Here is a 22,589-nt window from a genome sequence, read left to right as displayed (position 1 = left end):
CGTCGGTCAGGACCAGGCGGGTCGCCGGATCCACATCGTCCACAGTGGACGATAGCCCTGCCGGTGCCAGAACACCGGCGAGAGCGGGTTCGCCGGGTGGTAGAAGAGGAACGTACCGCGCACGCCGGCGTCCAGCAGCTCGCGATGGGCCACCGCCATCAGCGCCCGGCCGACGCCGCCGCCGCGCGCCTCGGGCGCGACCGACAGCGTGTCGACGTAGCCCCAGCGGCCCGGCCGCAGCCGGCCGTGGATGCTGTCGCCCGGCGCGGGCGAGGCCAGCGCGCAGGCGGCCAGGCCGGCCGGCACGCCGTCGTCCTCCGCGAGCCAGACCAGGCCGCTGAACCGCAGCGAGCGCACGACCTCGGCGCGCAGCAGGTCCCGCGCGCCCGGCCGCGGCACCGCCGTGCCGACCTGCGAGGTGTAGCGCCATTCCGCCAGCCGCAGTTCGGTCAGCGCCTCGACGTCGCCCTCGCCGGCGCGGCGGACGCTCACCCGCGCGGGTCCGGCCCCGGGGACCGGGTCGGGCGCGCGCACGGCCAGGCAGGTGAGCGGGGCGAAGCCGTGGGCCAGCAGGACCGCGGACGCCTCGGCGTCGCGGGTGGGCCAGGTCAGCGTGCAGGCCGAATCCGGTTCGGGCCGCGTCCCGCGCATCCGGTCGCGCCACGCGCCCAGCAGCGCCGTGAGCCCGGCCGCGCCGCTGTCGCCCGGGACCGCGGTCAGGTCCCAGACCTCCAGGGGACCCCAGAGCGCGGGCCACGACCCCGGCGCGTGCACGACGTGCGTGAGCAGCGCCCCCGCCCGGTGCCCGCCCGCGAGCACCACCAGCGGCTCGCTCGCCGTGGCCGGCGGGGCCGTGATCGGCGGCAGCAGCGGGTCGAGCGCGGCGAACCGCGCGTTCTGCTGCTCCTCCAGGGAGGTCACGAGCGGCGCGTGCGGAAGATCGCGGTGCCCGGGAACAGCCGGCCGCGCAGCGGGCTCCACTGGCCCCAGACCCGGGTGTGCCCCTCCGGCCACTCGGGCTCGACGAGGTCGGTGAGCGTGAACCCGGCCGAGGCCAGCGCGCGGACGTAGTCGCCGAGGGTGTGGTGGTACTCGACGTAGGTGGCGGCGCCCTCGTCGTCGACCTCGACGTACGGCGTCCGGTCGAAGTAGGGCTGGGTGACGGTGAGCCCCTGCGGGCCGGGGTCGTCCGGGAAGATCCACCGCATCGGGTGAGTCACCGAGAACACCCACGGTGCGTCCGGCCGCAGCACCCGGTGCACCTCGGCGAAGACCGCGTCGACCGAGGCCACGAACGGGATCGCGCCGAAGGCCGAGCAGGCGGCGTCGAAGCTGCCGGACGCCAGCGGCAGGTGCTCGGCGTTGGCCTGCACGAGCGGGACGGCGTGGCCGGTGCGCGCGTTGCCTTCGCGGGCGTGACGCAGCATGCCGGCGGACAGGTCGGTCGCCAAGGCGTCCGCGCCCTGGCCCGCCAGCCAGCGCGAGCACGCGGCCTGGCCGCAGCCGACCTCCAGCACGCGCTTGCCGCGGACGTCGCCGAGCAGCCGCGCGTCGGCCTCCCGCACGCCCTCGGGGCACCAGACGAAGTCGGCGTCGCCGAGGAACCCGCCGTGCTCGGCCTGGTAGTCGTCGGCGTCGGCGTCCCACCAGGCGAGGTTCGCGGCGGCGGCTTCGGCGCCCCCGACCTCGCGGTAGGCGACGGCCGAGGTGCCGAGCCGGTGCTCGGCGGCGTCGTGGCGCCCCGGCGCGGGTGGCTCCTCCGGTGGCATGATGGTGGTCTCCGGTCCGGTGCGTGTTTGCTTCCGCGAGGACCTTAGCGATCGAGGGGGACCCTGATTGTGCCCCCTAGCGGCCGCCGCGTACGATAAGTGTTAGCGCAGTGGGTTCGCGCTGCCTTCCGCTCAGCTTCTGGTCGGGCTCGGGTCGCGCACCGTTATGCGGGTCATGCCGCGGTCGTTCACTGGTGGACGTTTGCTCGCAGGGTCGTCGCATGCACCCATTCGCGCCGACAACTGCCAACCCTCGATTCCATCCACCGGAGCAACCCGCCTAATGACCACCGACACCGCCACCGCCCCGACCGCCCCCACCGGGCCCCAGCAGGTCGCCATCAACGACATCGGGTCGGAGGAAGACTTCCTCGCGGCGATCGACAAGACGATCAAGTACTTCAACGATGGCGACATCGTCGAGGGCACCATCGTCAAGGTCGACCGCGACGAGGTCCTGCTCGACATCGGGTACAAGACCGAGGGCGTCATCCCCTCGCGTGAGCTGTCCATCAAGCACGATGTCGACCCGGCTGAGGTTGTCACCGTCGGCGATGAGGTCGAAGCCCTCGTTCTCCAGAAGGAGGACAAGGAAGGCCGTCTGATCCTGTCCAAGAAGCGCGCGCAGTACGAGCGCGCCTGGGGCACGATCGAGGAGCTCAAGGAGAAGGACGAGCCCGTCAAGGGCACCGTCATCGAGGTCGTCAAGGGCGGCCTCATCCTGGACATCGGCCTGCGCGGCTTCCTCCCCGCGTCCCTGGTCGAGATGCGCCGCGTCCGCGACCTGCAGCCGTACGTCGGCCGCGAGCTCGAGGCGAAGATCATCGAACTGGACAAGAACCGCAACAACGTGGTCCTGTCCCGCCGCGCCTACCTGGAGCAGACCCAGTCCGAGGTGCGCAGCGAGTTCCTCAACGCGCTCGCCAAGGGCCAGGTCCGCAAGGGCGTCGTGTCGTCCATCGTCAACTTCGGTGCCTTCGTGGACCTGGGTGGCGTCGACGGCCTGGTGCACGTTTCCGAGCTGTCCTGGAAGCACATCGACCACCCGTCCGAGGTCGTCGAGGTCGGCCAGGAGGTCACGGTCGAGGTCCTGGACGTCGACATGGACCGCGAGCGCGTCTCGCTGTCGCTGAAGGCGACCCAGGAAGACCCGTGGCGCCAGTTCGCCCGCACCCACGCGATCGGCCAGATCGTGCCGGGCAAGGTCACCAAGCTCGTCCCGTTCGGCGCGTTCGTCCGCGTCGAGGAGGGCATCGAGGGCCTGGTGCACATCTCGGAGCTGGCCGAGCGCCACGTCGAGATCCCGGAGCAGGTCGTCCAGGTCAACGGCGACGTCATGGTCAAGGTCATCGACATCGACCTCGAGCGCCGTCGCATCTCGCTGTCGCTGAAGCAGGCGAACGAGGGCGTCACGCCGGACACCGAGTTCGACCCCACCCAGTACGGCATGGCCGCCGAGTACGACGCCGAGGGCAACTACATCTACCCCGAAGGCTTCGACCCGGACACGCAGGAGTGGCAGGAAGGCTTCGACAAGCAGCGTGAGGAGTGGGAGCGCCAGTACGCCGAGGCGCACACTCGTTACGAGGCCCACATGAAGCAGGTCCAGAAGGCCGTCGAGGCCGACGCGGAAGCCGCCGCCGACGCCGCGACCGGCGTCGAGGGTGGTTCGGAGAGCTACACCTCCGGCTCGACCTCGACCGACACGAAGAGCAGCGGTGGCACCCTCGCCTCCGACGAGCAGCTCGCGGCGCTCCGCGAGAAGCTCTCCGGCGGTGCGTGAGCACCAGCGGCTCTGAGCTGACGAAGAACCCCCGGTCCCCTTCGGACCGGGGGTTCTTCGTTGTGCTGATCAGGGGTTGCGCAGGCCCAGGCCGGTCATCATCGCGCTGACGCCGCGCCGGTACATGGCCTCGTTGGCCTCGTCGGTCGGCGGGATGAACCAGTCCGGCAGCGGCGTCCGCGACGCCAGCATCAGCTCGGCGCCGACCAGGCCGTGCATCGTCGTCCACAGCTGGTATGCCGCCTCGCGGGCGTCCGCGCCCGGCGGGCAGACCCGCCCGACGCGGTCGATGAACAGGCCGAACGTCGTCCGCACCACCGCCGACCGCAGGGCCGGGTCCGGATCGAAGCCCGGCACCGGGCGCTCGAACATCAACGCGTAGCGGACCGGGCTTTCGAGGGCGAACAGCCGGTACTCGAGGGCCAGGTGCAGCAGGTCGGCGACGCCGTCCCGGCTCGACGGCGGCAGGCCCTCCAGCAGCTCCCGCAGTGAGTCGAAGGTGCGCTCGTACAGCGCGTCGAGCAGGCCCGCGCGGCCGCCGAAGCGGGCGTACACCGAGATCGTCGACGCGCCGGCCGCCTCCGCGACCCCGCGCACCGAAAGCCCCATGACGCCGCGGTCGAGCAGCACGGACAGCGCCGCGTCGAGGTAGCGTTCGCGGCTGCCCTGCTCGGCGGGACGCATCGACAGGTGCCTGGTGGCCACGGCGCACCCCCTTCGCGCACGACGACGTCCGGGTGACCCACCCGCAGCAAAAGATACGATATCCGCAGCGTCTTGGGAATGCGCCGGATGTCCGGATGTTCCCGTCGGCTGGACGCGCACTCGTTCTGGGAGGACCGAAGCGCATGGAGCACCCCGAGCCGGGCACGGTCGTCGTCACGGCGACCGGCGACGGCACGTACACGCAGCAGGTCACGACGGCGACGCACGAGCTGCTCGTCGACGAACCGGTAGCGGTCGGGGGCGCCGACGCGGGCCCGAACCCGTACGAGCTGCTGCTCGCATCGCTGGGTTCGTGCACGGCGATCACGCTGCGGATGTACGCCAACCGCAAGGAAATCCCCCTGACCAGGGCGACGGTCCGCCTCCGCCACGACCGCATCCACGCCGAGGACTGCGCGAAGTGCGAGACGGAGCGCGGCATGCTGAGCCGCATCACGCGCGAGATCGAGCTGGAGGGCGACTTGGACGACGATCAGCGCGCCAGGCTCATGCTGATCGCCGACAAGTGCCCGGTGCACCGGACGCTGTCTTCGGAGATCGCGATCGAGACCCGCGAAGTCGCCCCCTGAGCCGGCGGCGGCCGTCGCTGCGGGTGCGGCCGACCATCCGCCGGGCGGGAGCTTGGCGATCGAACTCGGCCCGGTGTGAGGCAGTGCGGACCGCGGCGAAACTCGGCGGCCGGGACGTCAGGCGGCGCGAGCCGTGACCGTGGCCGGGGCTCGGGTGACCACCGCCGGGACCCAGATGCGCTCGAGGGCCGCCGCGCGGGCCTTGCGGCGCAAGCCGGCGAAGCTGTGCTTGGCCGGCACCAGCAGGGCACTCAGCCAGGTGCGGCGGTAGTCCGCCAGTGCGTCGGCCACCGGGCGATGGAGAACGCAGTGCACCAGCCCCGGCGTGCCGAGCCGGTGCCTCCCGACGTGCTTGCTGTCCGCCATCGTTCCTCCGTGTGGGCGACCCTGTCGCGCGCACGGTACGCAGTTTACCCCGCCTAGGTGGGTAAGCAACGCGGCGTGTCCGGATATCGGTTGAGTCACGCGTCACGATCGTCTTGCGGATCACCTGTTCGTGTGGGCTGTCAGGCCGGTGGGGCACCCTCGCACGTCGTGACGAACGGGGTCCACGTCGTCTTCACCGCACACACCGTGCTCGTGGGCGTGTGCCGGCACCGGACCAGCAGGCGGTAGACGCCCGACAGGCAGTGCGTTGCCGAAGGAGCCGAAGCTTCCGCCACCTCGGGTGCCGCCACGGCCAGCGTGCCCGCGCACAGGACGGCCGCCGCCGACCTGCCGATCTTCGTCATCGTCATGGTCCCTCCCCTGACCAGGGCGGGTCGGTGACCCGCTGACGATGGCGTCGGGAAAACGATTACCCACGTTACGCGCCCGGCCCGGATGGCGTAGTCCGAACGTCGCGGCGAGCCCATCCGGACCGCCTGACTAGGGTGATCGGCATGTTGCGCGTGGGGTTGACGGGTGGGATCGGGGCCGGGAAGTCGACCGTGGCGAACCGGCTGGCCGAACACGGTGCCGTGCTGGTGGACTCCGACCGGATCGCCCGCGAGGTCGTCGCACCCGGCACCGAGGGGCTGGCACGGCTGGTGGAGGAGTTCGGCGCGGAGATCCTGGCCGCCGACGGCTCGCTCGACCGGCCCGCGCTCGCCGCGAAGGCGTTCGCCGACGACGAGTCGCGGCGGCGGCTGAACGCGATCGTGCACCCGCTCGTCGGCGCCCGCACCGGCGAGCTGATGGCCGCCGCGGCGCCCGACGCGATCATCGTCCACGACATCCCCCTGCTGGTCGAGAACGGCCTCGCGACGGCGTACCACCTGGTCGTGGTCGTCGACGCGCCGGTCGAAGTGCGGGTCCGGCGGCTGGTGACCGTGCGCGGGATGGCCGAGGAGGACGCCCGCGCGCGGATCCGCGCGCAGGCGAGCGACGAGCAGCGCCGCGCCGTCGCGGACGTCTGGCTGGACAACGGCGGCCCCGAGGACGCCGTCCTCCTCGACGTCGACGCGCTGTGGGCCGACCGGCTCGTGCCGTTCGAGGCGAACGTCCGGCTGCGCCGGCCGCGGCCGCCGATGTCACCGGTGATCGCCGAGTACGACCTCACCTGGCCGGCGCAGGCCGAGCGGGTGCTCGCCCGGGTGCGCGCCGCGGCCGGGGAGCTCGCCCGGCGCGCCGACCACATCGGCTCGACCGCCGTTCCCGGCCTGCCCGCGAAGAACATCCTCGACCTGCAGCTCACGGTGTCCACAATGGACGATGCCGACACGCTGCGGGAGCTGCTGTCCGACGCCGGTTTCCCGCGGCTGGACGGCGACTGGTACGACGACGCCCAGGACGGCGGCGAGCCGTGGCCCAAGCGCCTGCACGTCGGCGCCGACCCGAAGCGGCCGGTGAACCTGCACGTCCGGTCCCTGGAGACGCCCGCCTGGCGGCTCGCACTGCTCTTCCGCGACTACCTGCGCGCGAACCCGGACCAGCGCGACGACTACCGCGACGTGAAGCTGCGGCTGGCCGAGGCGCACGCCGAAGACGGCACCGTCGAGGCCTACGCCGACGAGAAGCAGGACTGGGTCAACGGCGCGTTCGCCCGCGCCGAGAAGTGGGCGACGGCCACCGGCTGGACGCCTTAGGAGCCCAGCAGCCCGCGTTCGAACGCCACGGCCACCGCGGCCGCGCGATCCTTCACGCCGAGCTTCGCGTAGACGTGGATCAGGTGCGTCTTGACCGTCGCTTCGCTGATGAAGAGCTTCTTCGCCGCTTCCTTGTTCGTCGACCCGCGGGCGACCAGCGTGAGCACCTCGAGCTCCCGCTGGGACAGCGAGTCCCGCGCCGGCTCGCGCATCCGGCCCATCAGCCGCGACGCGACGGCGGGGGAGAGCACCGCTTCGCCGCGCGCGGCGGCTTCGACCGCGCGGAAGAGATCCTCGCGCGGGGCGTCCTTGAGCAGGTAGCCGGTGGCGCCCGCCTCGATGGCGGGCAGCACGTCGGAGTCCGTGTCGTACGTCGTGAGCACCAGGACGCGCGCCGGGTTGCCGAGGCGGGCCAGCTCGGTGATGGCCGCGACGCCGTCGGTGCCCGGCATCCGCAGGTCCATCAGCACGACGTCGGGACGCAGCCGCTCGGCCAGCGTCACGGCTTCGGTGCCGTTCGCGGCCTCGCCGACGACCTCGAAGCCACGGCCGGTGAAGATGCCGCGCAGGCCGTCGCGGACGACCGGGTGATCGTCGGCGATCAGCACGGTGATGGTCATGCGGAGGCCTCCGGCGGGGCGGTTACGGCGGGCAGGACGGCCGAGATCGCGGTGCCGCCGCCGGGTTCGGACTCGACGTGCAAGCGTACCGGCACATCGGGCGGCCCCAGCCGACCTCGAGGCTTACGCTCTCATGTCCTTGAGCTGGGGCCAGATCTCGGCCCAGCTCGCCGTCCGGCCGCTGAGCTGCCAGACGGGCATGTGCTCGCTCGCGTTGTGGAGGCCGAGCCGGTTGCCGACCTGCCCGACGATGTGGACGCTGCCGAAGTGCTTCGCGAGCTTCGACGGGTCGTTCCCGACGAAGAGCACGGTGTCGGCGTTGTCGGCGGGCCGGCCGAAGTACCAGAAGCCACGGCTGGGGCTGTACGCCTCGGGCAGGCCGCGCTCGGGCCCGTACCGGCCGAGCGCGCCCGCCTGCCAGTAGCCGCCCGTGACGAGGGCCGTCCCGGGCGGTGCGGTCCGGTACAGCGTGGCGACGTCGTCGGTGAGGTCGGGCCAGCCGACCTCTTCGGCGGCGTAGGCGGGCCGTGGCGCGGCGGGGTGGTCGACCAGCCAGTGCACGGGCCAGATCGGCAGCGTGAACGGCAGGCTGAACAGGGCGGACACCACGAAAACGGGCCAGGTGGGCACCCAGCGCCACCACCAGGCGGGCTTGAGCCCTTCGACGTGCACGGCGGCGGCCGCCCACAGCACGCCGAACATCCCGGCCGCGTAGTAGTAGCGCCCGTTCGCGACGAGGAAGATCGCGACGACGCCGAGCGCCGTCCAGCCGAGGAACCGGTACGGCCGCAGCTGCTTGCTCACCAGCAGTGCGGCGACGCCGTAGAGCACGCCGAGTGCGCCGATCACCCAGCCGGCGCCGGCCAGCAGGTTCGGGATGAACGCCTCGCGCCCGCCCGCCGCGTCGACCTCCGCGCCGACCGCGTCGCCCATGCCCAGCTGCGGCCAGCCGTTCGCCTGCTGCCACAGCAGCGTGGGCACCAGCGAGACAGCGGCGATCAGCGCGCCCAGCCAGAGCTTGGGCCGGCGCAGCAGCTCCCGCGGCCCGAACACCAGCACCGCCAGCCCGGCCGCCACCCAGAACGCGGCGATGAGGAGCTTGTCGTTGAGCGCCACTGCCGTCACGACGCCGAGCCACACCAGCAGGTTGTCGTCGCGGGTGCGGACCCAGCGCACGACCAGCCACAGCACGAGCGTCCACAGCAGCGGGTCGATCGTCGACGTCGCCAGGTAGTGGCCGCTGCCGACGAACTGCCCGCAGATCGCGTATGCCGCCGCGGCCCGGGCCTGCGCCTTGCGCTGCCCGCCGAGCTCCCGGGCGATCAGCCCGGTGACGACGACCCCGGCCGCGGTCGCGGCGATCGCCGGCAGCCGGAACACCACCAGTGAGCCGGGCGCCACGGTGTTCATCAGCCAGGCCAGGAACGGCACCAGCGGCGGCTGGTCGGCGTATCCCCAGGCCAGGTGCTTGCCGGCGGCGAGGAAGTACAGCTCGTCACCGAAGTAGCCGTACCGGCCGGCCGTGAGGAGCAGCGCCACCGCGGTCCCGGCCGCGAACAGCAGGACCGGCAGCCGGGCGAACGGCGCCAACTCCGCTTTCGCCTGGTCGGGGGCCGTGGCTACGGCGTCCATCACACTCCTGTTCGTCGTCCGGCCCGGTCCCTTCCGCACCCTACGGGGCCTGCCCCGGCACCACCGTGCGGAGGGTGACGCCGGGCACGGTCCGGCGCGGCCGCTAGGGGTGCCGCCGCCAGGTGAGCGTGATGTCCTTCGTGGCCAGCCAGGCGGCGAGGTCGTAGCCGTGCGCGGCCAGGCCTTCCACGGCCGCGTACGTGGTTTCGAGCGCGTACCGGGCGTCTTCGGCGGTGACGAGTCCGGCCGCGTGGGCTTCGAGGAGCTCGTCGGTGTCGATCACCCGCAGTGAGAGCTTGTCCTTGAGCACCAGGTCCACGTACAGGTCGGTGGCGACCCAGCGCGGGCCGTCCCGGTCGACCCGGACGACGTCGAGGTAGAAGTCCTGGTCGCGTTCGTGGCCGGGGGAGAACCAGAAGTCGGTGAGCCGCAGGCCGAGCCCGGGCAGCAGCCACGACTCGAGGTAGTGGAACTGCGCGCGGCCCGGCGCGGGGCGTGCGAGGTAGAGGCCGAACGGTTCCTCGCGGTACTCCTCGACCTCGCGCAGGATGCCCTTGGGGTCGATGTTCGCGCGCTCGGCGGGGTCGAAGATCTCGACCTTCGGCGGGTGCAGTTCGGCCATGGCGCTCATCCTGCCGGGCCGGTCACGAATCCCGCACACCCGCCGCGTGCGCCACACGTTCGGGCTAAAGTGCGCCGACCTGGGGAGCCGAGGGGGAATCAGGGATGTTCGGGATCATCAGACCGTGCCGGCACCGGCTGTCCGAAGGACTGCACGCGGACTGGCTCGCGCACCTCTGCGGGCTGTGCCTCACGCTGCGCGACGAACACGGCCAGCTCGCGCGCGTCGTCACGAACTACGACGGGCTGATCATCTCGGCCCTGGTCGAGGCCCAGACACCGCGCGCGGAGCTGCGGCGGGACGCCGGGCCGTGCCCGCTGCGGGGCATGCGCTCGACGTCGGTGGCGCGCGGCGAAGGCGCCCAGCTCGCCGCGGCGGTGTCCCTGGTGCTGGCCGCGGCGAAGGTCGGCGACCACGTCGAAGACCGCGACGGCGCGTTCGGCCGGCGTCCGGTGGCGCTGGCCGCGCGCCGGGTCGCGGCCCGCTGGACGGCCCAGGGCAGCCGCACCGGCGGCCGCGTCGGGTTCGACACGTCGCTGCTGACGGAGGCCGTCGAGCAGCAGGGTGCGCTGGAACGGTCCCTCCGGCTCGGGGACTCGGCGCTGTCGGCGACGGAACCGGCTGAACTGGCCACTTCCGCGGCGTTCGCCCGGACCGCGGAGCTGGCCGGACGGCCGGGGAACGTCGCCCCGCTGGCGGAGGCGGGCCGGCTGTTCGGGCGGGTGGCGCACCTGCTGGACGCCGTCGAGGACCTCGAGGCGGACGCGCAGGCCGGGGCGTGGAATCCCTTGCAGGCCACGGGAACTTCGCTCGCCGAAGCGAAGCGGTTGTGCGACGACGCGGTCCTGGGCGTCGAACTCGCGTTGCGGGAGGCCGAGTTCGCGAAGCCCGGCCTGGTGCACGCGCTGCTGGTCCACGAGCTGCGCCAGGCGGTGCGGCGCGCGTTCGGGCATTCGCAGCAGCCGCCGCCGGGGTGGATCGGGCCGGGGCCGACGCCGCAGCAGCACCCGCACCAGGCACCGCCGGGGTGGATCGGGCCGGGCCCGACGCCGCAGCAGCACCCGCACCAGGCGCCGCGGAACCCATCGCAGCCGGGTTGGGGTTCGCCGCGGCCGCACGGGTTTCCGCCGCCCGGGCCGGTGCCGCCGCCGGGAGCGCCCGGGCCCGGTGGTCCGGGTAGCCCTGGCGGTGGTGGGCCCGGTGGGCCTGGCGGCCCCGGTGGCCCCGGTGGCCCCGGTGGTGGTGGGCCCGGTGGGCCTGGCGGCCCCGGTGGCCCTGGCGGTGGCGGACCTGGTGGCGGTGGCCCTGGCGGACCCGGCGGTCCGGGTGGAGGTGGGCCCGGTGGCGGTGGTCCCGGTGGCCCGGGCGGTCCCGGCGACCCGCCACCCGAGCCGCTCGACGGCAAGGGTGGTGGCCTCTGGTACCCGAAGTTCGCCGTCCCGCCGAAGAAGCGCAACTTCTTCCTCGGCTGCGCGATCGCGCCGTACATGTGCTGCACGTGCCAGTTCTGCTGCCGTGATCCCTATCCTGGGCCGTGGAGCGGGAAACCGATCGGCAGCTGCGACCTGAGCTGGTGCGACTGCGGCTGTGACGGTTGTTGCGACTGTTGCTCCTGTTGTGACTGCAGCTGCTGAGAGGGGATCCCGGTGACCGAGCCGATGGCCGATCTGCACGAGCGCGGCCGCGAGAACTTCGCGGCACTGGTCGAGGGCGGCGAGCGCCGGCTGGACGCGTTGTTCGCGACCGTTCCGGCGCTGGGCGAGCTGGCGGTCGGCACGGTCTACGGGCACCTGCACGAACGCCCGGCCCTCGACGCCCGGACGCGCGAGGCGGCCACCCTGGCGGCGATCGTCGCGGCCGGGATGGTCGGGCCGCCGCTGAGCGTCCACCTCCGCACCGGCCTGGCCTCCGGGCTGGCGCCGGCCGAGGTCTGCGAAGTCGTCGTCCAGACGGCGGCGTTCGCGGGGTTCCCGCGGGCAGTTTCGGCCGCTGACCAGCTCAACCGCCTCTTCGAGGGCCATGCGCTGCCGATCCCGCCGCCGCCGTCGCCGCGTGAGGTCGTGCTCGCCCACCTCGAGGCGCCGTCGGCCGAGGTCGCCGAGGTGCTCCGGGAGTTCCCGCGCACCGAGGTCCAGGCGACCGGACCCGACCGGGTGCTGGTCTCGTGCTTCGGGGACGGCCCGGTGCCGGGGGCCGTCCTGCACTGCGTCGTGGACGGCGCCGAAGTCGCCTCCGTCACCGTGTTCCACCCCCGCTGACCAGGGCCGACGGAAATTGTCGGTGGTGGGGCCTACTCTGGTTCTCGTGGCTTTCGCAACCGAACACCCCGTGCTCGCCCAGTCCGACTTCCGGCCCGTCTCGGAGATCCCGCGGACCGGCGGCCGGTTCGAGGTGGTCAGTGAGTACCAGCCCGCCGGTGACCAGCCGGCGGCCATCGACGAGCTCGAACGCCGGGTCAAGGCGGGCGAGAAGGACATCGTGCTCCTGGGCGCCACCGGCACCGGCAAGTCGGCGACGACGGCGTGGCTGATCGAGCGCGTCCAGCGGCCGACGCTGGTGATGGCGCCGAACAAGACCCTGGCCGCGCAGCTGGCGAACGAGCTCCGCGAGCTCTTCCCGAACAACGCGGTCGAGTACTTCGTCAGCTACTACGACTACTACCAGCCCGAGGCGTACATCGCGCAGACGGACACCTACATCGAGAAGGACTCGTCGATCAACGACGACGTCGAGCGGCTGCGGCACTCGGCGACGATGAACCTGCTGTCGCGGCGTGACGTCATCGTGGTCGCGAGTGTGTCCTGCATCTACGGCCTGGGCACGCCGCAGTCCTACCTCGACCGGTCCTCCAAGCTCGCGGTCGGCATGCAGCTCGACCGGGACGTGTTCCTGCGCGCGCTGGTCGACGTCCAGTACACCCGCAACGACATCGCGTTCGCGCGCGGCACGTTCCGCGCGCGCGGCGACACGGTCGAGATCATCCCGGCGTACGAGGAGCTGGCGATCCGCGTCGAGTTCTTCGGCGACGAGGTCGAGAAGCTCTACTACCTGCACCCGCTGACCGGGGACATCGTCAAGGAGGTCGACGAGGTCCGGATCTTCCCGGCGACGCACTACGTCGCCGGCCCGGAGCGGATGGAGAAGGCCATCCAGGGCATCGAGCAGGAGCTCGAGGAACGCCTGGCGGAGCTGGAGAAGCAGGGCAAGCTCCTGGAGGCGCAGCGGCTGCGCATGCGCACGGCCTACGACATCGAGATGATGCGGCAGGTCGGGTTCTGCTCCGGCATCGAGAACTACTCGCGCCACATCGACGGCCGCGGCCCCGGCTCGGCGCCGGCGACCCTGATCGACTACTTCCCGGACGACTTCCTGCTCGTGATCGACGAGTCGCACCAGACGGTCCCGCAGATCGGCGGCATGTACGAAGGCGACATGTCCCGGAAGCGGAACCTGGTCGAGTACGGCTTCCGCCTCCCGAGTGCGGTCGACAACCGGCCGCTGACCTGGGAGGAGTTCTCCGACCGGATCGGCCAGACGGTGTACCTGTCGGCGACGCCGGGCCCGTACGAGATGGGCCAGGCCGGCGGCGAGTTCGTCGAGCAGGTCATCCGGCCGACGGGCCTGGTCGACCCGAAGGTGGTCGTGAAGCCGACCGAAGGCCAGATCGACGACCTGGTCCACGAGATCCGCGAGCGCGCGGACAAGGACGAGCGCGTGCTGGTCACGACGCTGACCAAGAAGATGGCCGAGGACCTCACCGACTACCTGCTGGAGCTGGGCATCCGGGTGCGCTACCTGCACTCGGAGGTCGACACCCTGCGCCGGGTGGAGCTGCTGCGCCAGCTGCGGGCGGGCGACTTCGACGTGCTGGTCGGCATCAACCTGCTGCGGGAGGGCCTCGACCTGCCGGAGGTGTCGCTGGTGGCGATCCTCGACGCGGACAAGGAAGGCTTCCTCCGCAGCGGCACCTCGCTGATCCAGACGATCGGCCGCGCGGCGCGAAACGTCTCGGGCGAAGTCCACATGTACGCGGACAAGATCACCGACTCGATGCAGCACGCGATCGAGGAGACGGACCGCCGCCGCGCGAAGCAGGTGGCCTACAACGAAGAGCGTGGCGTCGACCCCCAGCCGCTGCGGAAGAAGATCGCGGACATCCTCGACCGCGTCTACAGCGAAGCGGAAGACTCGGAGCAGGTCTCGGTGGGCGGCTCGGGCCGCAACTCCTCGCGCGGCAAGAAGCCGGAGCAGGGCGACCGGGTCCGCAGCTCGGGCATGCTGGTGGACAAGGACGTCTCGGCCATGCCACGAGCCCAGCTGGCAGACCTGATCCAGCAGATGACGGACCAGATGATGCAGGCAGCCCGCGACCTCCAGTTCGAGCTGGCCGCCCGCCTCCGCGACGAGATCTCGGACCTGAAGAAGGAGCTGAGGGGCATGGACGCGGCAGGCATCAAGTAAGGCCCGAGCCGGGCTGGCCAGGGGCGTCTGCCGTGGTCTGCGGGTACTCGCTCGGCTCGGGGCGCCCGATCACGGGCGGTGGGGCACTTGCTCGTACCGGCACGGATGGGGTTCGCCGCAGGCCTCAGTGGTGGGGCTCTGAGCGCGGGTCGCCGCTGCGTGGGCGGCCGCGGCCGGACGCGGCCTGCCCTGGTCCGGATCGGGGACTGTGGTCGAGTTACACCATCGAAGGTAGAATTACACCATGGCGATGAACATCAAGGACCCGGAGACCGAGCGCTTGGCCGCCGAGATCGCCGAGCTGACGGGCGACACCAAGACCGGTGCCGTCCGTGAGGCGCTGCGCCTGCGCCGTGACCAGCTTCGCAAGCAGCAGAGCGCGGCCAGGGACGGCGCCGCCTTCGTCCGTTTTCTCGAGGAGGAGATCTGGCCCCAGATCTCCGTGGAGAACCGTGGCGTGCCGATCAGCAAGGCCGAGCGCGAAGAGATCCTCGGCTACGGGCCCGGTGGCGTGTGATCATCGACAGCTCCGCGATCATCGCGACGATCATGGGCGAGCCCATGGCGCCGCGGCTCGGCGAAGCCATCGGCTCCGCCGAGGTCTGCCGGGTCGGGGCGCCGACGCTCGTCGAGACCACCCTCGTCCTCGTGCACAAGGAAGGTCCGCGGGGCAAGGCCCTGCTCGCGGACTTCCTGCAGCAACGGCGGTTCGAGGTGATCTCCTTCGGCGACCCGCACTGGCGTTCGGCGCAGGTGGCCTTCATGCGATACGGCAAGGGCAGGCATCCGGCCGGCCTGAACTTCGGTGACTGCCTTACCTACGCCACGACCTTCGTCGCCGGGGAACCGTTGCTGTGCATCGGGGACGACTTCGCGCAGACCGACCTCGAACTCGTCGAACTGAAGTCGTGAGCGTCGACGCCTGGGAAGGCGAGACGGCCTCAGCTCGGCGCCGGTGCTTCCGAATCCGGCTGCAGCATGCCGAAGATGTTGCCCTCGGTGTCCTTGCAGTACGCCAGCCAGCCGACCCCCGGCACCGGGTTCTTCGGCAGCGCCAGGGAACCACCCGCGTCCGTCACCGCGGCCAGGGACGCGTCCAGGTCCGCGACGTCGATCGTGTTGACGTAGCCGTGGATCGGGGCCGAATCCTCGGGTTCCGGGCCGATGCGGGGGACCAGGCCGCCGTCGATGCCGTCGCCTTCGCCTGTCGAGATCACCCAGTACGGCACCTCGCCCCAGCGCTCGAACTTCCAGCCGAACACCGCCGTGTAGAACGCCACCGCGCGGTCGGGGTCGCCCGCGTGGATCTCGAAGTGGACGGGACGAGGCATCACGACTCCTCAGGCCGGGCCGTCAGGTGCCGTGAGACTACGCCCGGCCCGCGGAAACTCACAGCGGCGGACGCCCCGAAAGCGTGAGGTCGGCGTCGAAGTCCGGGAAGCCCGCGGGCGCGGTGCGAGCCGTCAGAGCGGACGTCGCCGGCAGCCCGGCCCAGCGGCGGACCGTCGCCGTCGCCGCGGCGGCGTCGGCCGCCGGCAGCTGGGCGATCTTCGAGCCGTGGTTGCCGCCCGGCACGTAGTACCGGTAGGAATCCCGGCTGCCGAAGCCGAGCTCGAACGGCTCCGCGCCCCACGGGTCGTTCGAGCCGTACACGAACAGCAGCCGGGTGCCGCGGGACTTCACCCAGAAGTCGATGTCGGGCATCGCCAGGTAGTCGAAGCGCGGGATCCGGATCGACGCCGGCACGAACGTCTTCGGCTGGTCGGCACCCGGGTAGCGGAGCAGGTCGCGGAGGTAGCTGTCGTACGCCTCGGGCGAGCCCAACTGGGCCGCCGCCTGGTAGTAGTACGGGATGAACGGCGCGAGGTCCTGGTCGGAGTAGGTGTTGAGGCTCTCCACCTTCTCGTACCAGGCGTAGACCTCCGCCGCGGGCGCTCCGGGCGCGGGGACCGTCGCGCAGTCCGCCTGCTTCTGGTACTGCCAGAACGCGAAGTACGAGTCGATCACCGAGATCTCGAGGGACTTGTCGGCCGAGCCGACGATCGAGAACGTCAGGCCCCGGCGAGCCGCGTCGGCCGCGGCGATCGCGCCCAGCTCGTCACGGCGTTTCAACGCGTCGCGCTGGATCGCCTTCAGGTTGTCGCGGCACGCCGGGTCGTTGCCGACGCGCGACAGGAACCGGTTGTAGACGTCGACCGGGTCGATGACGTCGTTGGGCGCGACGTACGGGATCGTCGCGTCGACGTCGTCGGGGAAGAAGCGCCGGAAGTACGTCGCGGTCATGCCGCCCTTGCTGCCGCCAGTGGCCAGCCACTTGCCCGGGTAGATCGCCTTGAACGCCTGCACCGCGCGGTGCTCGTCCGCGGCCGCCTGCCAGATCGTCAGCTGCTTCGCCCAGTTCTCCGGCTCCGGCCGTGACGGCGTGAAGTACCGGTACTCCATGGAAAGCTGGTTGCCGTCGACGATCTGCGTCGGCTCCGACCGGTTGGGCGCGGTGCTGACGTTGTAGCCGCTGGTGAAGGCGACCGTCGGGGCGGAGAAGTCGCGGTGCAGCAGGGTGAACCGCTGCTGGAACGTGCCCGCGCGGGGGTCGCGGTGGTCGGCGGGCTGGGTGAACGTCAGCTCGAAGAACCGGAACCCGGCCGGCGCCGGGTCCTCCTTGACGATCGTCAGCCCGGGGATCTTCGCCAGCGCCGCCCTGATGTCGGTCTCCGCGCTCGCGGCGGGCGCCAGCCCCGCCAGGGCCAGCAAGGCCGCGACGACGGCGATGAACGGTCTGCGCATGGAAGCACCCTCCCCGGCTCCGAAGCCCACTGTCGGGAGCCCACTGTGGGACCCTCACAGAATCGGCGATGGTCGGCAATCGGCTGTCCGGGCGCACAATCGGTCAGGACCCGACTTTCGTCGGGTGCGCGCGTCCTCTCCCGTGCGCAGCGGCGGGCACCGTGCGAGTTGTCCGCGTGATCGGCGCCACGTTACGGTCCGAAGCCGTAGGCACCGGCATCGAGCGAGGGGTCCGCCATGAAGGTTTCCGACTGCCCTACGACGCAGGTCGAAGTCCGTATCGCCGCGCGGCCGGCCGATGTCTGGTCCTGGCTGCTGGACGTCGACCTGCCGGCCCGGTTCTCGAACGAGTTCCAGGGCGGCGGCTGGGTCGAGGGCACCGAGCCCGGCCTGGGCGCGCAGTTCCGCGGCCGCAACTCCCACCCGGTCGCCGGGGAGTGGGAGACGGTTTCGACCGTGACCGGCTACGAGCCCGGGCGGCTGTTCGCGTGGGCCGTGATGGACGTGACGAACCCGGCCGCGTCCTGGCGCTTCGAGCTGGTCCCGGACGGTGACGGCACGATCCTGCGCCAGTGGGCGCAGATCGGCCCCGGGCCGTCCAACCTGACGACGATCATCGGCTCGATGCCCGAGCACGAGGACGAAATCGTCGCGATGCGGCTGGGGGAGCTGCAGAACAACATGCAGAAGACGGTCGAAGGCATCAAGGCCCTCGCCGAAAGTGGCGTGCACGCCGTCTAGCCGAGCACCTTGTCCACATAGGACTTCACCGCGGCGAGGGCCGCGGGTGCGCGCCACAGCCGCTCCACCTCGGGGTCGTCGGTGTGGCGGTGCTCGGCGATCCGCTCGTGGAAGGGCTGCCGGATCTGGGCCTTCGTGTGCGCGAAGGCCTCGGCCGGCAGCTCGCCGAGCCGGGTCGCGACGGCCAGCGCCCGCTCGAGGACGTCCCCCGGGGCGGCCAGCTCGTCGACCAGGCCGCGGGCGAGCGCGTCCTCGCCGCCGTAAACCTCGCCCGAGTAGGTGAGCGACGGCAACGGCGTCGTCCCGTACGCGCAGCGCAGGATCTCCAGGGCCGACAGCGGGAACGGCACCCCGACCAGCAGCTCGGTCACGCCGATCGTCCCGGCCCCGAGCACGCGGTGGTCGCACGCGGCGGCGAGCACCGCGCCGCCGGCGATGGCGTGCCCGTTCAGCGCCGCGACCACCGGACGCGCGAAGCCGAACACGGCCAGCAGCGCGTCGGACAGCAGCGGCAGGAACTCCGACACGTAGGCCGCGCCGCCGTCGTGGATCCGCTTGAGGTCGACGCCGGCGGAGAAGACGCGCCCGGTGCCCGTGAGCACCACGGCGCGGGCCTGCGAAGCCTCCTCCAGCCGCAGCACGAGCTCGCGGCAGGAGTCGCTGTCGAGGGTGTTCCCGCCGCCGTGGTCGATCCGCAGCACGGCGACGTCGTGGTGGCTCTCCAGCGTGATCGGCACCTGCCCGACCGTACCGGGTTCAGCTCGTGATGTCCTTGCGGGCGAACCGCCGCCCGGCGTACAGGAAGAACACCGTTCCGTAGATGACCGCCGAGAGCAGGCCGCTCGCGAGGTTGGTCCAGTCGACGTCCGTGGAGATCAGGTCCATCCACGAGAACGCGTAGTGCGTCGGCAGGTAGTTGCGCAGGCCCTCCAGCGCCGTGATCTGGTCCAGGATCTGCGACAGGATCGCCACCAGGACCGCGCCGCCGACCGCGCCGAGCGGGGCGTCCGTCGACACGCTCAGCGCCAGGGCCAGCCCGGCCACCCAGGCCAGCTGCAGGATGATGTACACAGTGGACAGTGCGATGGCCAGCATGCTGTCGCCGAAGGAAACCGCGTCGCCGGTCGGGCTGATCGCGTCGCCCGCGCCGTACCAGATCAGCCCGACGACCAGGGACATCACCGGCAGCAGGACGAGCGCGAACGCCGACAGCAGCCCGGACACGATCGCCTTCTGCCGCAGCACCCGGTGCCGGGGCACCGGGACGGCCAGCAGGTACTTCAGGCTCGACCACGACGCCTCGCTCGCGATCGTGTCGCCGAAGAACAGCGCCACGATCATCGGCAGCAGGAACGTCCCCGACACGAACAGCGCCAGCACGACGAAGTTCGGCGCGGACGCCGTCGCCAGGTCGACGAACCCGCCGCTGCGCCGGTTCGGGTTCGACTGCCCCAGCTCGAACGCGATCACCAGGATGAACGGCAGGATCGCGACGAACCCCAGCAGGAACTGCGTGCGCCGCCGCTTGAGCTGGCGCCGCAGCTCGACGCCGAGCCGCAGCGTCCGGCGCGCCGAGTAACCCTCGACGGCGCCGTCCGGCCCGACCCCGGCGTGCTCGTGCGACGCGACGTCGCTCAGCTCGTCGAGCGCGTGCGGATCGGTGTGCACACCCTCGCTCATGACTCATCTCCGACCAGTTGCAGGAACGCGTCTTCCAGCCGGCGCCTCGGCCCGGCCTGCTCCACCGCGACGCCGGCGCGCACCAGCGCGGCCACGCCTTCGGCCCTCGGCAGCTCGCCGAGGTTCGCGTGCACGAAGTCGCCTTCGACTTCGACGTCGGTGACGCCGCTGAGCGCCTTCAGCGCCGCCGCGGCCGCCGCCGGATCATCGACCCGGAACGTCGCCTCGCCGCCCGCCGCGGCCAGCTCGCCGACCTCGCCCGAGGCGACCAGCGAGCCGCGGTGCATGACCACGACGTGCGTGCAGGTCTGCTCGACCTCGGCCAGCAGGTGGCTCGACACCACCACGGTGCGGCCGGTCGCGGCGTACCGCTTCAGCACCTCGCGCATCTGGTGGATCTGGGGCGGGTCGAGCCCGTTGGTCGGTTCGTCGAGCACCATCAGCTCCGGCAGGCCGAGCATCGCCTGGGCGATCGCCAGCCGCTGCCGCATGCCCTGGCTGTAGGTCCGCACCCGGCGGTCGACGGCGGTGCCGAGCCCGGCGATCTCCAACGCCTCCGCGAAGTGCGCCTTGTCCGCCGGGCGCCCGGTCGAAGCCCAGTACAGCTCGAGGTTCGCCCGGCCGGACAGGTGCGGCAGGAAGCCCGAACCCTCGACGAACGAGCCGATCCGCGACAGCACCGGCGCGCCGGGGGTGATCTTGTGGCCGAACACGCGGATGCTGCCCTCGGTCGGCGTGATCAGGCCCATCAGCATCCGCAGCGTGGTCGTCTTGCCCGCGCCGTTCGGCCCGAGCAGGCCGAGCACCTGGCCCGGCTCGACGCGGAAGGACAGGTCCTTCACCGCGACGAACCCGCCCGCGTACTGCTTGCGCAGCCCCTCGATGACCAGCGGCGTGGTGGCCAGTTCCGGGTCGACGTCGGTGGCCCGGCGGCGGCGCAGGGCCGCGAAGAGCACCGCCGCGACGCCGATCGCCAGCGTCACACCGATACCGACCAGCTGCCCGACCGGGGCCGGCGAGCCGACCGACGTCCCGGGCACGATCGGCACGCCCAGCGCGGTGCCGCCGGCGAGCGCGACCCGGAACACCGCGGGCGCGCCCGGCGTCGCGAACGACTGGTCCGTGGTGCCGACGACCAGCCGCAGCGAGTGGCCGCCCTCGATCGGCCGGACGATGCCGGGCAGCGTCACGGTGACCTCGACCGGGTTGCCGTTGGCGGGCAGCCCGCTGACCCGGAACGGCGCGATCGCGTTGGCCGGCAGCACGCGCGAGCCGTCCTGCCCGATGTCGTAGAGCTTCGCGAACAGCACCGCGTCCGGCTGCGGGTGCGCGGGGTCCGCGGCGACCTGCAGCCGCACGGTGGAGGAGCCGCTCACGACGATCTGCCCGTCCACCGGCGCGGTCGTGAACTGCGCGGCCTGGCCCGGCGGGTCGTTGCTGAACAGCGCGCCGAGCCGTGACGAACTGCTCGCGACGCCGTTGAGGCCCGGGATGCCGCTCACCGCCGAGGGGTTGGCCCCGGCCGGGCGCACGACCGACTGCGCGGGCCCGGACATCGGCAGCAGCCGCCGCTCGGTGGCGGGCCCGGCCAGCCCGGGGTAGGCGGCCGCGGTGACCGTGCGGACCGACGGGGTTCCGTTGGCGCGCAACGTGCCCTGGACGTCGTAGCTGAACCCGGTGCCCGGGTCGCCACCGTTCACCGCGGTCCACAGGAAGTCGCCGATCTTGGCCCGCAGCTGCGGTCCGGGCTTGCCGCCGTCGTGGCCGCCGGTGTACCAGATCGTCCTGACCTTGCCGCCCGCCGCGGTGATCTGGCGCGCGGTCGCGTCGGACTGGTCGAGGCCGAACAGCGTGTCGCTCTCGCCCTGCACCAGCAGGGTCGGCACGGTGATCTTGCCCGTCACCGACGCGGGGGAGACGCGGCGCAGCAGGTCGACGCTCGCCTGGCTCGCCGCCCCGGTGGTGCCGAGCTCGGTGTAGGCGCGGCAGACCGCGGCGGTGAACCGGCCGCACGGGTCGGCCGGGCCGCTCCGGGGTCCGCCGCCCGCACCCTGCGGCACCGCGGGGACGGCGGCCGCCGCGCCCCCGGCGGCGCCCGTCGAGCCGGCGTCGGTCTCCTGACCGGCTTCGGGGGCCTCGGCCGACGGCGCCCCGCTCGCGGCCGCGCCCGAACCCGCGGAGAAGAAGATGCCCGCCCAGCTCTTCTTGAAGACGCCGTCGGTGGCGAACGCGCCGGCGGCCGGTGTGCCGGACGCCTTGAGCGCGGGCGAGGCCGCGTTCGGGACCAGGCCCTGCGCGAGGTCGTTGTAGGTGATCACCGGGGCGACCGCGTCGACGCGCTTGTCCGTGCCGGCCAGCAGCAGCGCCAGGGCACCGCCGTAGGAGGCGCCGGTGACGGCGACCTTCGGGTCGCCCTTCGCGTCGAGCGTCACCTGGTGCTGCGCGACGAGCCGGTCGATCAGGCGGCTCGCGTCGGCGACCTCGCCGTCCGGGTCGTTGAGCCCGATCTTGCCGGTGCTCTTGCCGAACCCGCGGGCCGACCACGTCATGACGACGAAGCCCTTCCGCGCGAGCTCACGGGCGTCGTCGGCGACGCTGGTCTTGTCCCCGCCGAAGCCGTGCGCGAGCAGCACCGCGGGCGCGGGCACGGTGGCCGGGAGGTAGGTCGTCGTGTCGATCTTGACCTGCTCCGCCGAGCCGGGGGCGGCGGGCATGTCGATCAGCGCGTCCTGCGCGGGCACCGGGGCGGGCGCCGCGGGACGCGTGATCCAGAAGACCGCGCCGGCGGCCAGGACCACGACGACGGCGGCGAGCGCGGTGAGGCGGGCTCCGCGGGTGCGCGGGAGCGGGAGTCGGGGCACCAGACGAACCTATTTGAGCTTTGCTGAGAGTGTCGCCCGGACCTCACAGCGATCACACGCTCGGGACCACCTGGTGGACCGAAGTGACCGAAATTACAGGACCAACCCGGTGACGTGCGCGATCCCGGCTGGCGCTCGGGTGGGGGGAACCGGCAAACTGGACGCGCTGTGAGGGGAGTATTCCTTCGCGGCGGTGTCGTCAGCACGGTGGCCCTGCGCCCCCGGCACCGTCGGCCGGTGTTTTCACCGGCGGGAGAGACCTCCGGTTAGTTGCT

General features: G+C 72.1%; 22 protein-coding genes. 9 read left to right on the top strand and 13 right to left on the bottom strand.

The window, feature by feature from the left end:
• Positions 1-6: 6 nt before the first annotated feature.
• Together ACWEN0_RS34225 and ACWEN0_RS34220 are read right to left on the bottom strand one after the other, a co-directional pair.
• Positions 7-921, bottom strand: coding sequence for a GNAT family N-acetyltransferase (locus ACWEN0_RS34225; protein ID WP_451983163.1), 915 nt, complete (start codon positions 919-921; stop codon positions 7-9).
• A complete protein-coding gene (locus tag ACWEN0_RS34220; protein ID WP_451983160.1) occupies positions 918-1,769 on the bottom strand; it encodes a class I SAM-dependent methyltransferase in 852 nt (283 codons plus the stop codon). Before ACWEN0_RS34220 ends, ACWEN0_RS34225 begins: the two co-directional genes overlap by 4 nt.
• Before the next feature lie 283 nt (positions 1,770-2,052).
• Here ACWEN0_RS34220 and rpsA point away from each other — a divergent pair, with 283 nt between their 5' ends.
• Positions 2,053-3,552: a 30S ribosomal protein S1 gene (gene rpsA, locus ACWEN0_RS34215; RefSeq protein WP_364451091.1), complete on the top strand. Its 1,500-nt coding sequence runs from the start codon at positions 2,053-2,055 to the stop codon at positions 3,550-3,552.
• Between the two features lie 69 nt (positions 3,553-3,621).
• Here the strand turns inward: rpsA and ACWEN0_RS34210 are convergent, their stop codons facing one another.
• Positions 3,622-4,236 (bottom strand): TetR/AcrR family transcriptional regulator, encoded by a 615-nt coding sequence (locus ACWEN0_RS34210; protein WP_451983523.1) that lies wholly within the window; start codon positions 4,234-4,236, stop codon positions 3,622-3,624.
• 164 nt (positions 4,237-4,400) lie between these two features.
• Here ACWEN0_RS34210 and ACWEN0_RS34205 point away from each other — a divergent pair, with 164 nt between their 5' ends.
• On the top strand, positions 4,401-4,847 hold the full coding sequence (locus ACWEN0_RS34205; protein WP_451983157.1) for an OsmC family protein: 447 nt from the start codon (positions 4,401-4,403) through the stop codon (positions 4,845-4,847).
• 117 nt (positions 4,848-4,964) lie between these two features.
• On the opposite strand, the gene ACWEN0_RS34200 is transcribed toward ACWEN0_RS34205, so the two are convergent.
• Together ACWEN0_RS34200 and ACWEN0_RS34195 are read right to left on the bottom strand one after the other, a co-directional pair.
• Positions 4,965-5,213, bottom strand: a complete 249-nt coding sequence (locus tag ACWEN0_RS34200) for a hypothetical protein (protein WP_451983154.1) — start codon at positions 5,211-5,213, stop codon at positions 4,965-4,967.
• Between the two features lie 140 nt (positions 5,214-5,353).
• Complete coding sequence (locus ACWEN0_RS34195; protein ID WP_451983151.1) at positions 5,354-5,584, bottom strand: hypothetical protein; 231 nt, start codon at positions 5,582-5,584, stop codon at positions 5,354-5,356.
• A gap of 144 nt (positions 5,585-5,728) precedes the next feature.
• Here ACWEN0_RS34195 and coaE point away from each other — a divergent pair, with 144 nt between their 5' ends.
• On the top strand, positions 5,729-6,913 hold the full coding sequence (gene coaE / locus ACWEN0_RS34190; RefSeq protein WP_451983148.1) for a dephospho-CoA kinase: 1,185 nt from the start codon (positions 5,729-5,731) through the stop codon (positions 6,911-6,913).
• Here coaE and ACWEN0_RS34185 read toward each other — a convergent pair.
• The 3 genes from ACWEN0_RS34185 to ACWEN0_RS34175 form a co-directional block, all read right to left on the bottom strand.
• Positions 6,910-7,533 (bottom strand): response regulator, encoded by a 624-nt coding sequence (locus ACWEN0_RS34185; RefSeq protein WP_451983145.1) that lies wholly within the window; start codon positions 7,531-7,533, stop codon positions 6,910-6,912. The two genes, coaE and ACWEN0_RS34185, sit on opposite strands and share 4 nt — an antisense overlap.
• Positions 7,534-7,656: 123 nt before the next feature.
• Entirely contained in the window at positions 7,657-9,165 is a 1,509-nt protein-coding gene (locus ACWEN0_RS34180) for an ArnT family glycosyltransferase (protein WP_451983142.1), read from the bottom strand.
• Between the two features lie 103 nt (positions 9,166-9,268).
• The gene (locus ACWEN0_RS34175) at positions 9,269-9,787 is read right to left on the bottom strand and encodes a DUF402 domain-containing protein (RefSeq protein ID WP_451983139.1); all 519 of its coding nucleotides are present in this window, start codon (positions 9,785-9,787) and stop codon (positions 9,269-9,271) included.
• 104 nt (positions 9,788-9,891) lie between these two features.
• Between ACWEN0_RS34175 and ACWEN0_RS34170 the strand changes: the two genes are divergently transcribed.
• From ACWEN0_RS34170 to ACWEN0_RS34150, 5 genes are all read left to right on the top strand, one after another.
• On the top strand, positions 9,892-11,421 hold the full coding sequence (locus ACWEN0_RS34170; protein WP_451983136.1) for a DUF5685 family protein: 1,530 nt from the start codon (positions 9,892-9,894) through the stop codon (positions 11,419-11,421).
• A 12-nt stretch (positions 11,422-11,433) separates the two neighbouring features.
• Positions 11,434-12,045: a carboxymuconolactone decarboxylase family protein gene (locus tag ACWEN0_RS34165; RefSeq protein WP_451983133.1), complete on the top strand. Its 612-nt coding sequence runs from the start codon at positions 11,434-11,436 to the stop codon at positions 12,043-12,045.
• A 46-nt stretch (positions 12,046-12,091) separates the two neighbouring features.
• Positions 12,092-14,248 carry an excinuclease ABC subunit UvrB gene (gene uvrB, locus ACWEN0_RS34160; RefSeq protein WP_451983130.1) on the top strand — a complete coding sequence of 719 codons (2,157 nt, stop codon included), beginning with the start codon at positions 12,092-12,094 and terminating at the stop codon, positions 14,246-14,248.
• 244 nt (positions 14,249-14,492) lie between these two features.
• The gene (locus ACWEN0_RS34155) at positions 14,493-14,765 is read left to right on the top strand and encodes a type II toxin-antitoxin system VapB family antitoxin (protein WP_451983127.1); all 273 of its coding nucleotides are present in this window, start codon (positions 14,493-14,495) and stop codon (positions 14,763-14,765) included.
• On the top strand, positions 14,762-15,160 hold the full coding sequence (locus ACWEN0_RS34150) for a type II toxin-antitoxin system VapC family toxin (RefSeq protein ID WP_451983124.1): 399 nt from the start codon (positions 14,762-14,764) through the stop codon (positions 15,158-15,160). The genes ACWEN0_RS34155 and ACWEN0_RS34150 overlap by 4 nt, the downstream gene beginning before the upstream one ends.
• Before the next feature lie 29 nt (positions 15,161-15,189).
• On the opposite strand, the gene ACWEN0_RS34145 is transcribed toward ACWEN0_RS34150, so the two are convergent.
• Positions 15,190-15,579, bottom strand: coding sequence for a VOC family protein (locus ACWEN0_RS34145; RefSeq protein WP_451983121.1), 390 nt, complete (start codon positions 15,577-15,579; stop codon positions 15,190-15,192).
• A gap of 58 nt (positions 15,580-15,637) precedes the next feature.
• Positions 15,638-17,032, bottom strand: a complete 1,395-nt coding sequence (locus ACWEN0_RS34140; RefSeq protein ID WP_451983118.1) for a S28 family serine protease — start codon at positions 17,030-17,032, stop codon at positions 15,638-15,640.
• A 237-nt stretch (positions 17,033-17,269) separates the two neighbouring features.
• On the opposite strand from ACWEN0_RS34140, the gene ACWEN0_RS34135 reads away from it, so the two are divergent.
• The gene (locus ACWEN0_RS34135; RefSeq protein WP_451983115.1) at positions 17,270-17,773 is read left to right on the top strand and encodes an SRPBCC family protein; all 504 of its coding nucleotides are present in this window, start codon (positions 17,270-17,272) and stop codon (positions 17,771-17,773) included.
• Here ACWEN0_RS34135 and ACWEN0_RS34130 read toward each other — a convergent pair.
• Genes ACWEN0_RS34130 through ACWEN0_RS34120 form a run of 3 tightly spaced genes read right to left on the bottom strand, consistent with a single transcriptional unit; the run spans position 17,770 to position 22,314 of the window.
• Positions 17,770-18,510, bottom strand: coding sequence for an enoyl-CoA hydratase/isomerase family protein (locus ACWEN0_RS34130; RefSeq protein ID WP_451983112.1), 741 nt, complete (start codon positions 18,508-18,510; stop codon positions 17,770-17,772). The genes ACWEN0_RS34135 and ACWEN0_RS34130 overlap by 4 nt on opposite strands.
• Before the next feature lie 19 nt (positions 18,511-18,529).
• On the bottom strand, positions 18,530-19,453 hold the full coding sequence (locus ACWEN0_RS34125; protein WP_451983109.1) for an ABC transporter permease: 924 nt from the start codon (positions 19,451-19,453) through the stop codon (positions 18,530-18,532).
• On the bottom strand, positions 19,450-22,314 hold the full coding sequence (locus ACWEN0_RS34120) for an alpha/beta fold hydrolase (protein WP_451983106.1): 2,865 nt from the start codon (positions 22,312-22,314) through the stop codon (positions 19,450-19,452). Before ACWEN0_RS34120 ends, ACWEN0_RS34125 begins: the two co-directional genes overlap by 4 nt.
• Positions 22,315-22,589: the final 275 nt, after the last annotated feature.

This window comes from Amycolatopsis sp. NPDC004378, from assembly GCF_053602455.1.
Note: the sequence above shows the minus strand (reverse complement) of the source record. Positions and strands in the feature narration are given on the sequence as shown.

Coding starts and splice junctions, on each gene's coding strand:
- ACWEN0_RS34220 (WP_451983160.1), bottom strand. CDS start 1,769: ATGCCACCGGAGGAGCCACCCGCGCCGGGGCGCCACGACGCCGCCGAG.
- rpsA (WP_364451091.1), top strand. CDS start 2,053: ATGACCACCGACACCGCCACCGCCCCGACCGCCCCCACCGGGCCCCAG.
- ACWEN0_RS34210 (WP_451983523.1), bottom strand. CDS start 4,236: ATGCGTCCCGCCGAGCAGGGCAGCCGCGAACGCTACCTCGACGCGGCG.
- ACWEN0_RS34205 (WP_451983157.1), top strand. CDS start 4,401: ATGGAGCACCCCGAGCCGGGCACGGTCGTCGTCACGGCGACCGGCGAC.
- ACWEN0_RS34200 (WP_451983154.1), bottom strand. CDS start 5,213: ATGGCGGACAGCAAGCACGTCGGGAGGCACCGGCTCGGCACGCCGGGG.
- ACWEN0_RS34195 (WP_451983151.1), bottom strand. CDS start 5,584: ATGACGATGACGAAGATCGGCAGGTCGGCGGCGGCCGTCCTGTGCGCG.
- coaE (WP_451983148.1), top strand. CDS start 5,729: ATGTTGCGCGTGGGGTTGACGGGTGGGATCGGGGCCGGGAAGTCGACC.
- ACWEN0_RS34185 (WP_451983145.1), bottom strand. CDS start 7,533: ATGACCATCACCGTGCTGATCGCCGACGATCACCCGGTCGTCCGCGAC.
- ACWEN0_RS34180 (WP_451983142.1), bottom strand. CDS start 9,165: ATGGACGCCGTAGCCACGGCCCCCGACCAGGCGAAAGCGGAGTTGGCG.
- ACWEN0_RS34175 (WP_451983139.1), bottom strand. CDS start 9,787: ATGGCCGAACTGCACCCGCCGAAGGTCGAGATCTTCGACCCCGCCGAG.
- ACWEN0_RS34170 (WP_451983136.1), top strand. CDS start 9,892: ATGTTCGGGATCATCAGACCGTGCCGGCACCGGCTGTCCGAAGGACTG.
- ACWEN0_RS34155 (WP_451983127.1), top strand. CDS start 14,493: ATGGCGATGAACATCAAGGACCCGGAGACCGAGCGCTTGGCCGCCGAG.
- ACWEN0_RS34145 (WP_451983121.1), bottom strand. CDS start 15,579: ATGCCTCGTCCCGTCCACTTCGAGATCCACGCGGGCGACCCCGACCGC.
- ACWEN0_RS34140 (WP_451983118.1), bottom strand. CDS start 17,032: ATGCGCAGACCGTTCATCGCCGTCGTCGCGGCCTTGCTGGCCCTGGCG.
- ACWEN0_RS34135 (WP_451983115.1), top strand. CDS start 17,270: ATGAAGGTTTCCGACTGCCCTACGACGCAGGTCGAAGTCCGTATCGCC.
- ACWEN0_RS34125 (WP_451983109.1), bottom strand. CDS start 19,453: ATGAGCGAGGGTGTGCACACCGATCCGCACGCGCTCGACGAGCTGAGC.